Origin of the sequence: Pseudomonas sp. GL93 (assembly GCF_003408955.1) — a bacterium.
GTDB lineage: Bacteria > Pseudomonadota > Gammaproteobacteria > Pseudomonadales > Pseudomonadaceae > Aquipseudomonas > Aquipseudomonas paracarnis.
On sequence record NZ_NKRF01000134.1, the window covers coordinates 1 to 10,299 of the forward strand.

10 protein-coding genes and 1 pseudogene are annotated in these 10,299 nt (G+C 60.9%); 5 read left to right on the forward strand and 6 right to left on the reverse strand.

Annotated features, from left to right (window positions below; all coding sequences use genetic code 11):
• Positions 1 to 114 precede the first annotated feature (114 nt).
• Positions 115 to 546 carry an OsmC family protein gene (locus CER19_RS27670; protein WP_003187311.1) on the reverse strand — a complete coding sequence of 144 codons (432 nt, stop codon included), beginning with the start codon at positions 544 to 546 and terminating at the stop codon, positions 115 to 117.
• 217 nt (positions 547 to 763) lie between these two features.
• On the opposite strand from CER19_RS27670, the gene CER19_RS27675 reads away from it, so the two are divergent.
• Positions 764 to 1,765 (forward strand): LLM class flavin-dependent oxidoreductase, encoded by a 1,002-nt coding sequence (locus CER19_RS27675; protein WP_034129211.1) that lies wholly within the window; start codon positions 764 to 766, stop codon positions 1,763 to 1,765.
• 137 nt (positions 1,766 to 1,902) lie between these two features.
• On the opposite strand, the gene CER19_RS27685 is transcribed toward CER19_RS27675, so the two are convergent.
• Both CER19_RS27685 and CER19_RS27690 read right to left on the reverse strand, forming a co-directional pair.
• Positions 1,903 to 2,130: a DUF1161 domain-containing protein gene (locus CER19_RS27685; RefSeq protein ID WP_014716308.1), complete on the reverse strand. Its 228-nt coding sequence runs from the start codon at positions 2,128 to 2,130 to the stop codon at positions 1,903 to 1,905.
• A gap of 116 nt (positions 2,131 to 2,246) precedes the next feature.
• A complete protein-coding gene (locus CER19_RS27690; RefSeq protein WP_005783406.1) occupies positions 2,247 to 2,462 on the reverse strand; it encodes a dodecin in 216 nt (71 codons plus the stop codon).
• 157 nt (positions 2,463 to 2,619) lie between these two features.
• Between CER19_RS27690 and CER19_RS27695 the strand changes: the two genes are divergently transcribed.
• On the forward strand, positions 2,620 to 2,946 hold the full coding sequence (locus CER19_RS27695) for a YqjD family protein (RefSeq protein WP_003187304.1): 327 nt from the start codon (positions 2,620 to 2,622) through the stop codon (positions 2,944 to 2,946).
• Between the two features lie 8 nt (positions 2,947 to 2,954).
• On the opposite strand, the gene CER19_RS27700 is transcribed toward CER19_RS27695, so the two are convergent.
• Positions 2,955 to 3,851, reverse strand: coding sequence for a LysR family transcriptional regulator (locus tag CER19_RS27700; protein WP_116668697.1), 897 nt, complete (start codon positions 3,849 to 3,851; stop codon positions 2,955 to 2,957).
• A gap of 109 nt (positions 3,852 to 3,960) precedes the next feature.
• Between CER19_RS27700 and trpB the strand changes: the two genes are divergently transcribed.
• The 3 genes from trpB (at position 3,961) to CER19_RS27715 (ending at position 7,842) form a co-directional block, all read left to right on the forward strand.
• Positions 3,961 to 5,187 (forward strand): tryptophan synthase subunit beta, encoded by a 1,227-nt coding sequence (gene trpB, locus CER19_RS27705; protein WP_003187301.1) that lies wholly within the window; start codon positions 3,961 to 3,963, stop codon positions 5,185 to 5,187.
• A complete protein-coding gene (trpA, locus tag CER19_RS27710) occupies positions 5,187 to 5,996 on the forward strand; it encodes a tryptophan synthase subunit alpha (RefSeq protein WP_116668698.1) in 810 nt (269 codons plus the stop codon). The genes trpB and trpA overlap by 1 nt, the downstream gene beginning before the upstream one ends.
• A 187-nt stretch (positions 5,997 to 6,183) precedes the next feature.
• Positions 6,184 to 7,842, forward strand: a complete 1,659-nt coding sequence (locus CER19_RS27715; protein WP_116668699.1) for a BBE domain-containing protein — start codon at positions 6,184 to 6,186, stop codon at positions 7,840 to 7,842.
• Positions 7,843 to 7,876: 34 nt separating this feature from the next.
• Here the strand turns inward: CER19_RS27715 and CER19_RS27720 are convergent, their stop codons facing one another.
• Both CER19_RS27720 and dgoD read right to left on the reverse strand, forming a co-directional pair.
• Positions 7,877 to 9,181 carry an MFS transporter gene (locus tag CER19_RS27720; RefSeq protein ID WP_165861682.1) on the reverse strand — a complete coding sequence of 435 codons (1,305 nt, stop codon included), beginning with the start codon at positions 9,179 to 9,181 and terminating at the stop codon, positions 7,877 to 7,879.
• Between the two features lie 162 nt (positions 9,182 to 9,343).
• Positions 9,344 to 10,299 (reverse strand): annotated as a pseudogene (dgoD, locus tag CER19_RS27725) (galactonate dehydratase); the annotation flags it as partial.

Consider the following 10,299-nt stretch of genomic DNA (forward strand, 5'->3'; position numbering starts at 1 on the left):
ACTAAAAATGAGGGAGCGGGCTTGCTCGCGAATACGGAGTATCAGTCACCGAAGATATCGGCTGATCCACCGCTTTCGCGAGCAAGCCCGCTCCCACATAAGATTACTGCTGTGTCAGTTGACCAGCGTGGCATCCAAGGTGATGGTTGCATTCAGTACCTTGGATACCGGGCACCCTTCCTTGGCTTTTTTGCTCAGTTCATCGAACTGTGCCTGGCTCGCGCCTGGGATTTTGGCCTTCAGGATCAGATGCACTGCTGTAATCGCAAAGCCGCCCTCGACCTGGTCCAGAGTCACTTCGGCCTGGGTGTCGATGCTGTCAGCCTTGAGCCCGGCGTCGCCGAGAATCATGGAAAACGCCATGGAGAAACAGCCGGCGTGAGCCGCGCCGATCAATTCTTCAGGGTTGGTACCCTTGCCGCCCTCGAAGCGGGCCTTGAAGCCGTAGGGCGCTTCGCGCAGCACGCCGGTTTCCGTGGAAATGGAGCCCAGGCCAGTCTTCAGGTCGCCTTCCCAATGCGCGGATGCCTTTTTAACGATACTCATAGCTTTCTCCTCGAACGGTGGTTTTGCGTCAGTAAGGGTTCTGAGGATAGACGTCAAAACAAAGTTCATTCGTAAGAGAAACCTAGCAATCCAGTAGGAAATTTCAGAGCCACCTATTGAATCTCGGGTATATGCCCTCATTGCATAGAGCATGCACATGAAGCGGCAGGTTTTGGTTCGTCTAGAAAGCCTGCGCCCCCATTGGAGAAGCAGGCTTATGAAATCGCTGTCCGACGTAAAGTTCTCTACCCTCGACCTGGTGCCCGTACGCGCCAACGGCAGCCCGGCGCAGTCGCTGCGCAATTCCCTGGACCTGGCCCAGCATGTGGAAAAGTTCGGCTACCACCGTTTCTGGGTAGCCGAGCACCACAATATGGACGGCATCGCCAGTTCGGCCACCTCGGTACTGCTCGGTTACCTGGCAGGCGGCACCTCGACCATTCGCGTGGGTTCCGGCGGCGTGATGCTGCCTAACCACGCGCCACTGGTGATCGCCGAGCAGTTCGGCACTCTGGAAAGCCTTTACCCTGGCCGTATTGACCTGGGCCTGGGGCGTGCGCCCGGTTCCGACCAGATGACCGCCCGCGCCTTGCGCCGTGAACGCTCCGGCAGTGCCGATGACTTCCCCGAAGATGTGGCCGAGCTGATGGCCTACCTGGGCCCGCGTACCCCCGACCAACGGGTAATCGCCGTGCCGGGCACCGGCACCAACGTGCCAGTGTGGCTGTTGGGTTCAAGCCTGTTCAGCGCGCAATTGGCCGGTGAGCGTGGCTTGCCTTACGCCTTCGCCTCCCATTTCGCGCCGCGCCTGATGCACGAAGCGATTCGCGTGTACCGCAATCACTTCAAGCCTTCGGCGGTGCTGGACAAGCCCTACGTGATGCTCGGCATTCCGCTGGTGGCGGCAGACACCGATGAGCAGGCCGATTACCTGGCCACCTCGGTGTACCAGCGTATTCTCGCGTTGATGCGCGGCCAGAGCCTGGTGCAGCGCCCTCCAGTAAAAACCATGGACGGCCTGTGGTTGCCTCACGAAAAAGACGCGGTGGGCAGCTTCCTCGGCCTGGCCATGGTGGGCAGCCCGGCGAAGATTCGCGGCAAGCTGGAGGTGCTGATCGAGCAGACCGGCGCCGATGAGCTGATTTTTACCAGTGACCTCTACGAGCATGCCGACCGCATTCATTCCTACGAGCTGCTTGCACAAGTGATGAAGGGCTGAATGGTAAAACGATATACCTGTGGCGAGGGAGCTTGCTCCCGCTGGAGTGCGCAGCGCTCCCATTTTTTTTGGGGCCGCTACGCATTCCAGCGGGAGCAAGCTCCCTCGCCACAGATGCGTAGGTCTTACGCACGGGGTTAGCCGCGCTTGTAGGCGATTTCCTTGGTGCCACCTTCGCAGGTGCCAACCACTGTGTGGTCACTTGGCGTAGCACCTTTGTCCACCACTTCCAGCGAATACCCCGAAGCGCCCTTGGCGTCGATTTTCGCTGCGATTTCGCTTTTCAGCTCTTCACAAGGCTTGCCCGCAGCCATAGCGGTACCCGCAATGCTCAACAACCCTACCGCTAACAGAAACTTCTTCATCCGTTACGTTCCTTGCGCTGATCAAAAAGAGCGTGCCGACGCTCATCGCGTCGGCACCCGTTGTTTGTAGCGCAGGTTATGGCAATCGGCCAGCGGGCAAAGTTCAACTCTGCCGATCAACTACTGGCAATGCGGAATCCCACTTTGAGCGTGACCTGGAAGTGCGCAGCCTTGCCATCCTTGATGTGACCACGGGTTTCGGTCACTTCAAACCATTCCAGATGCTTGATGCTTTTGTTGGCTTCGGCCAGGGCATTGTTGATCGCGTCTTCGATGCTGGTGGTGGAAGAGCCTACCAGTTCGACTTTCTTGTACGTGTGATGATCACTCATGGCGTTTCTCCTTTAGGTCGTCAATCAAGACTAGCAGCGAATGTGCGTACTGCTTCAGGCGACCGTCGGGAGACGAAAGTTCAGAATTACTGCACTTTCTGAAACCGGCGCAGTCGGTATCTACACACGCCACTCAATCACTTCAGGAGATGTCCACATGGCCAACACTTCTTTACGCAAAGCATCGCTGGAAAGCATGGAAGCCGAGATTTCGAGCCTGCTCAAATCTCTGGAGAGCCTCAAGGACGACGCGTCCGATGAGTCGCGCAAAACGCTGAAGGCCTTGAAAAGCAATGCCGAGAACGCGCTCAAGCACTCTCGCCACCTGATCAGCGACGCCTACGAAGAAAGCAAAGTCAAAATCCGCGAAACCAGTGCGGCTACCCGCGACTACGCCCAAGAGCACCCATGGACGACCGCTGGCGTTGCCGTGGGCGCGCTGGGCCTGCTGGCGGCTTACCTGCTGTGCAAACGCGGTGACTGATTGACCGGTTACACCGGTTGACGCAACAGCTCAGCCTTGAGCCATTGCGCCAACTGCCCGGCGCGCCCGTCTGCGGCGCGCTTGGGTAGCCACAACGCCAGGTGCGCCGGGGTTTCACTGAACCCCCACGGCGCCACCAGGCGACCCGCTCGCAGGTCCTCTGCCACCAGCGGTTCTGGCGCAATCGCCACCCCCAAGCCGGCAACGGCCGCTTCCAGCAAATAATACAAATGCTCAAACCCCTGGCCGAGCTTCAGCGCACCGGGCTCGATGCCGTGTTGCCGTGCCCAACTGGGCCAGGCTTGCGGCCTTGAAGTGGTGTGAAGCAAGGGTTGCTCCAGCAGATCCGACGCTGGGGCCTGACGCAGGTGTTCAAAACCGGCAAAGCGTGGGCTCAAGACCGGGCCGATACGCTCGCTGGCCAGTTCATACACCTGCATGTCCGCCGGCCAAGGCGGCTCAGCGAATACCAGCAAGGCATCCAGCCCCGGGCGGCGCGGGTCCAGATCGCCTTCGCCCGCCGACAGGTGCAGGCGCAAATCCGGCAAGTCGGCATTCAACCGCCCCAGCCGAGGGATAAACCAACGCGCCAGCAAACTTCCCGAACACCCAAGCACGAAGGGTGCATCGGCACCGCGCTGGGTCAGTTCGGCGCACACGTCGCGCAAACGCTCGAAAGCTTCCGCGCTCGCGTCGCGAAGCCTTATACCCGCATCTGTGAGTTTAAGGCCGCGCCCATCCTTGACGAACAGGCTCACACCCAAGTGCTCCTCCAGCACTTTCAACTGGCGGCTGACCGCGCCGTGCGTCACATGTAATAGCTCCGCAGCCTGGCTGACGCTGTTAAAGCGGGCGGTGGCTTCAAAAGCGCGCAAGGCATTGAGGGGAGGGAGGTCGCGGCTCATCTGTGAGTTTTCCTGACAGGTTACGGCGATCTTATCGGTTTTCACGCCAAGGCGTCACGAGTAGAGTGACCGTCATTGCCTTTAAACACATTCTTTCCTGGAGCGTCCCATGACTCAGTCCCAGACCGATCTACGCAACGGCCCTGACGCCAACGGCCTGTTTGGTGCGTTCGGCGGCCGCTACGTCGCTGAAACTCTGATGCCGTTGATCCTCGACCTGGCCCGTGAATACGAAGCGGCCAAGGTAGATCCGGCGTTCAATGAAGAATTGGCCTACTTCCAGCGCGATTATGTCGGACGCCCAAGCCCGCTGTACTTTGCCGAACGCCTGACCGAGTTCTGCGGCGGCGCCAAGATCTACCTCAAGCGCGAAGAGCTCAACCACACCGGCGCGCACAAGATCAACAACTGCATCGGCCAGATCCTGCTGGCCCGGCGCATGGGCAAGAAACGCATCATCGCCGAGACCGGCGCTGGCATGCACGGCGTGGCCACCGCGACCGTGGCGGCGCGCTTTGGCCTGCAATGCGTGATCTACATGGGCACCACCGACATCGAGCGCCAGCAGGCCAACGTGTTTCGCATGAAGCTGCTGGGCGCCGAGGTCATCCCCGTGGTCGCCGGCACCGGCACCCTCAAAGACGCTATGAACGAAGCCCTGCGCGACTGGGTAACCAACGTCGACAGCACCTTCTACCTGATCGGTACCGTGGCCGGCCCGCACCCGTACCCGGCGATGGTGCGCGACTTTCAGGCCGTGATCGGCAAGGAAACCCGTACCCAACTGCAAGCCCAGGAAGGCCGCCTGCCGGACAGCCTGGTGGCGTGCATCGGCGGCGGTTCCAACGCCATGGGCCTGTTCCACCCGTTCCTGGATGACACCAGCGTCGAGATCATCGGCGTTGAAGCCGCCGGCCATGGCATCGAAACCGGCAAGCACGCCGCCAGCCTCAACGGCGGCGTCCCGGGCGTGCTGCACGGCAACCGCACCTTCCTGCTGCAGGACGACGACGGCCAGATCATCGACGCCCACTCGATTTCCGCAGGCCTGGACTACCCCGGCATTGGCCCGGAACACGCCTGGTTGCATGACATTGGCCGCGTCCAGTACACCTCGGTAACGGACGATGAAGCCCTGCAAGCCTTCCACAAATGCTGCCGCCTGGAAGGGATCATTCCGGCACTGGAAAGCGCCCACGCCCTGGCTGAAGTATTCAAGCGCGCGCCAAACTTGCCCAAGGATCACCTGATGGTGGTCAACCTCTCGGGCCGTGGCGACAAAGACATGCAGACCGTGATGCACCATATGGAACAGTCCAAGCAGGAGAAACACTGATGAGCCGCCTGCAAACGCGCTTTGCGCAACTTAAAGAACAAAATCGCGCCGCCCTGGTGACCTTCGTCACCGCTGGCGACCCCGGCTATGACACCTCGCTGGCGATCCTCAAGGGCTTGCCGGCCGCCGGCGCCGACGTGATCGAGTTGGGCATGCCCTTCACCGACCCGATGGCCGATGGCCCGGCCATCCAGCTGGCCAATATCCGCGCGCTGGCCGCCAAGCAGAACCTGCTGAAAACCCTGCAAATGGTTCGCGAGTTCCGCCAGGACAACAACGACACGCCGCTGGTGTTGATGGGCTATTTCAACCCGATCCACAAATACGGCGTGTCGCAGTTCATTGCCGATGCCAAGGCAGCTGGCGTCGACGGCCTGATCGTGGTGGACATGCCCCCCGAGCACAACGGCGAGCTGTGCGACCCGGCCCAAGCCGCAGGCATCGACTTTATCCGCCTGACCACGCCGACCACCGATGACGTGCGCCTGCCTACTGTGCTCAATGGCAGCTCCGGGTTTGTGTATTACGTGTCGGTCGCCGGTGTCACCGGGGCGGGGGCCGCCACCCTGGAACACGTAGAAGAAGCCGTGGCCCGCCTGCGCCGCCACACCGACCTGCCGATCAGCATCGGCTTTGGTATCCGCACTCCGGACCAAGCCGCGGCCATCGCACGCCTGGCTGACGGGGTGGTCGTGGGTTCGGCGCTGATCGATCACATCGCCACGGCCAAGAACGACCAGCAAGCCATTGATGGCGTGCTTACCCTGTGCGCGGCACTGTCGGAAGGTGTGCGCAACGCACGCAAGTAAGCTGCACGTCGCAACAACCGCTGCTTATACGCTAGGCTTCAAAGGAGGTGGGCATGTCGCCCACCTCCTTTTTTAACGCACTTCGTGCCCTTTGCCGTCTAACCACCTTCGCAAGCCCCGCAGTCCTTGCCCCTCGGTCGTTAAGTTAGCCGCATCAGAAGTCATTCTTGGCTCTTAGGAGTACATCATGGCATTTGATCTCATCACCGTTTCAGACCGTCGCCACTCCACCCTGCAAAAGGGTTTCAATCTGCGCTGGCCCTTGGGCAATGTGCAGGGCCAGTCTTCGCCCAATGGCGCCAACCTGATTTACCTTTGCCGCAGCCCGCAAGACATCATGGCGGCCGCCGCCCAGGCATTGGCCCTGCCCAATGGGCGCATCACCGTACGCAGCGGCGGTCATTGCTACGAAGGGTTTGTCGCCAACAAGATGCCCGACAGCCCGGATGAGGTGCTGTCGATCCTGGATATCAGCGCGCTGAACCGAGTGGTCTACGATGCCAGCGGCCAGATCGGTTCCGAGCTGAACCCCACGCAGCCCTTTCGCTACCGCTTTCGCCTGGAGGCCGGCGGCCAGAACTGGGACGCCTATGGCGCGTTGTACAAGCTGGCCAACAAAACCTTGCCCGGCGGCTCATGCTATAGCGTGGGCCTGGGCGGACACATTTGCGGTGGCGGCTACGGGCTGCTGTCGCGCAAGTATGGACTGGTGTGTGACTGGCTCAGCGGGGTCGATATCCTGGTGCCTGATAGCCAAGGTAAAGGGCTCGAACCGCGCCATGTCAGCAGGGACAGCACACAACAGGAGGAATTGGACCTGTTCGCCGCGTGCTGCGGTGCGGGGGGTGGTCAATTCGGCATTATCACCAGCTATTACTTCAAGGACCTGCCACCGGCCCCCAAAGAAGTACTGTGGCTGGTGTTGGAATGGGATTGGTCAGTACTGACCCAGGATGCACTAAACAATCTGCTGGTGGCTTACCAGCTATGGTTTGCCACCCATCAGAACAACCCGGACACCTGGGGACTGGCAACCAAACTGGAAATGCGCCACGAGCACACAGGCAATATCACCCTGGGCATCCATTATGTGGGCAAGGATGGTGAGCTGAACGACCGTGCGCCCTTCGATGATTTTGTCGACAAGATGCTCACGGCCATCGGCTTGCCTGCCACCGAGTCGCTGGTGCCGTTTCAGGTGGTCCATTTGCCGCCTGGCACAGCCCGCGGGCGCCCCATCGACTCAGTGTCATCCGCCCAGGCTGCGGCGCGGCGCCTGGATTGGCTGGTGTGCCAGCAAACATTGAATGGTTCGGGAGACAATCAGCATGGGCGCTATAAATCGGCCTATCAGAAAGGTGAGTTCAGCCCTCTCGTACTAGGGGCCATCTGGCGGACCTTGACCTGGCCAGACCCTGACAACCACCTGACACAAAGCCTGATCCAGATTCAGTCCTTCGGCGGCCAGATCAACGCCGCCAGCGCGCCCGTGCGCAAGGAGTCGTCGGCCGCCCAGCGTTCGTCCTTCCTCAAGTGGCAGCCCCAATGTTATTGGCACGGCGACAGCGCCGCCGCGGACCAAGCCCATGCTGACTGGATCCGAGGGCTGTACTTCAACGCGTTTGCCGATGCTCAAGGTGTACCGCTCAACAACGCGTTCGAAGGCTGCTACATCAATTACCCCGACCTCGACATGACTTACGCAGGGGGTAATCCGGCCAACGGCAAAAACCCCCAGTGGTACAAAATATTCTTTCCCGACCTGATGATCGAAAGCCGCTTGCGCCGTACCAAACAGCGCTGGGACCCGCACAATGTATTTCGCAACGAGATGTCGGTGCCGTAGAACGAAAAAAGGGCGACCCGCAGGTCGCCCCTTTTTACAACTCGATCCGCTCGACTTTGCCGACCAGCAAGATGTAGGAAAGCGCGCCAAGCAACGCCAGTACTGCAATGTAGGTAATGGCCGGCGCAAACGATGAGCCACTGGCCAGAAAACCAATCACGATAGGCGTGGCAATCGCCGCCAGGTTGCCAATGAAGTTGAACACGCCCCCGGTCAGCCCCAGCAAACGGGCAGGCGCCAAGGTCGACACCAACGACCAGGTGATCGACGCCAGGCCATTGCCGAAAAACGCCACCGCCAGAAACGCGATGACCCACCCCGTCGAGTCCACATAGTTGGCCCCTATGATCGCCGTGGAAATCAGCAGCCCGCTGATGATTGGCAACTTGCGCGCAAAGCCCACCGACGCCCCACGGCGAATCAGCCAATCGGAAAACACCCCAGAACACAGCACGCCCACAAACGCGGCCAGGAACGGCAAGGAGGCCAACAAGCCAGACTGGATAAAGTCCATGCCGCGATATTTCACCAGGTACGTCGGGAACCAGGTCAGGAAGAACCACAGCGTGGAGTTCAGGCAAAACTGGCCCAGGTAGATGCCCCACAACTTGCGTTTGCTCAGCACGATGCCGAGGTCGGTCCAACTGAAGGGTGCCTTGACGGTTTTAGCCTGCATGTCCACCAGCCCGCCACCGTCGCGGATCAGTTGGATTTCAGCTTCGTTGGCGCCTTTGAAATCCTTGGGCTCGCGATACACCGCATACCAGATCGCGGCCCACAGGATGCCGACGCCACCAGTCACCACAAACACCATGTGCCAGCCGTACTGGTGCTGCAGCCACGCCAGTACCGGGGTGAGGAACGCCAGGCCGACGAATTGCCCGGAGGTGTAGACGCCGATGGCCGTGGCGCGCTCGCGCTCGGGAAACCAGGTGGTGACCACGCGGCTGTTGATGGGATAAGCCGGTGCCTCCAACGCGCCCACGGCCATGCGCAGCACGAACAGCGCGATAAAGCTGGCGGCGAAACCGAGCATCACGGTGGCAATCGACCACAGCAGCAGGGCCGCCGTGTAGAGAATGCGCGGCGGCACCCGGTCTACCAGCCAGCCACCCGGGATTTGCATGGCGGCGTAGGTCCAGCCGAAGGCAGAGAAAATCAGCCCGACTTGCACCGGGTCGATCCCCAGCTCGCTGGTCAGCGCCGGCGCGGCAATCGACAGGTTGCTGCGGTCGAGGTAGTTGATGACCACGGTGATGAACAGCAGCACCATGATGAAAAAGCGCTTTCTGCTAGGCGTGACTAAGGGAGCCTGCCCGGTGAGGGATTCAGGGTGCATGGGGGTGCCTCTTTTTATATTTGTTGAGGAAGGAACGCGCTCAATGTGGGAGCTGGCTTGCCTGCGATGGCGGCATGACTGGCACCGCTGCGGTGACTGGCCCACCGCCATCGCAGGCAAGCCAGCTCCCACCTTTTTTAGCGCGTTTCAATCAGGTGGAAATCACCACTCGGCAAAACTGCCATCGGCATGGCGCCAGATCGGGTTGCGCCAGCGATGGCCGATGGCCGCGCGCTCAACCACATATTCCTCGTTGATCTCAATGCCCAAACCCGGGCCGTTGGGGATCTTCACAAAGCCCTGGTCATAGTCGAACACGCCCGGGTCTCGCACATAGTCGAGCAGATCGTTGCTTTCATTGTAGTGAATGCCCAGGCTCTGCTCCTGGATAAATGCGTTGTAGCAAACCGCATCCAGTTGCAGGCATGCCGCCAAGGCAATCGGGCCCAGCGGGCAGTGCAGGGCCAGGGCCACGTCGTAGGCTTCGGCCATGTTGGCGATCTTGCGGGTTTCGGTGATACCTCCCGCGTGGGAAGCGTCCGGCTGGATGATGTCGACGTAGCCTTCGCTGAGCACCCGCTTGAAATCCCAACGCGAAAACAGGCGCTCACCCAGGGCGATCGGCGTACTAGTCAGCGGTGCCAGTTCTTTCAACGCCTCGTAGTTTTCGCTGAGCACCGGCTCTTCAATGAACATCAGCTTGTACGGGTCGAGCTCTTTCATCAGCACCTTGGCCATCGGCTTGTGCACGCGGCCATGGAAGTCGACGCCGATACCCACGTTAGGGCCGACCGCATCGCGTACGGCAGCGACGTTGGCCAGGGCCAGGTCGACTTTTTCAAAGCTGTCGACGAACTGCAATTCTTCGGTGCCGTTCATTTTTACCGCCGTGAAGCCACGCGCCACGGCCTCTTTGGCAGCACGGGCGGTGTCGGCGGGGCGGGCCCCCCCCGCCCCCGGGAACCCCCCGGGCTTTGTCCCCCCCCCGCCCCCCCCCCCACTCCCCGCCCGAACACCCCAAGCCCCTCCCCTCGTCTTCCCCCAAACCCCGGCGCCACACCGCGCGGGGCGCCCCATGCGCCCGCCCCCCCCGGGCCACCACCCCCGCAGGAGCGCCG

Excerpts from the sequence above, each read along its gene's own strand:
- trpA (WP_116668698.1), top strand. The coding sequence starts at position 5,187 with ATGAGCCGCCTGCAAACGCGCTTTGCGCAACTTAAAGAACAAAATCGC.
- CER19_RS27695 (WP_003187304.1), top strand. The coding sequence starts at position 2,620 with ATGGCCAACACTTCTTTACGCAAAGCATCGCTGGAAAGCATGGAAGCC.
- CER19_RS27720 (WP_165861682.1), bottom strand. The coding sequence starts at position 9,181 with ATGCACCCTGAATCCCTCACCGGGCAGGCTCCCTTAGTCACGCCTAGC.
- CER19_RS27685 (WP_014716308.1), bottom strand. The coding sequence starts at position 2,130 with ATGAAGAAGTTTCTGTTAGCGGTAGGGTTGTTGAGCATTGCGGGTACC.
- CER19_RS27690 (WP_005783406.1), bottom strand. The coding sequence starts at position 2,462 with ATGAGTGATCATCACACGTACAAGAAAGTCGAACTGGTAGGCTCTTCC.
- CER19_RS27670 (WP_003187311.1), bottom strand. The coding sequence starts at position 546 with ATGAGTATCGTTAAAAAGGCATCCGCGCATTGGGAAGGCGACCTGAAG.
- CER19_RS27675 (WP_034129211.1), top strand. The coding sequence starts at position 764 with ATGAAATCGCTGTCCGACGTAAAGTTCTCTACCCTCGACCTGGTGCCC.
- CER19_RS27715 (WP_116668699.1), top strand. The coding sequence starts at position 6,184 with ATGGCATTTGATCTCATCACCGTTTCAGACCGTCGCCACTCCACCCTG.
- trpB (WP_003187301.1), top strand. The coding sequence starts at position 3,961 with ATGACTCAGTCCCAGACCGATCTACGCAACGGCCCTGACGCCAACGGC.
- CER19_RS27700 (WP_116668697.1), bottom strand. The coding sequence starts at position 3,851 with ATGAGCCGCGACCTCCCTCCCCTCAATGCCTTGCGCGCTTTTGAAGCC.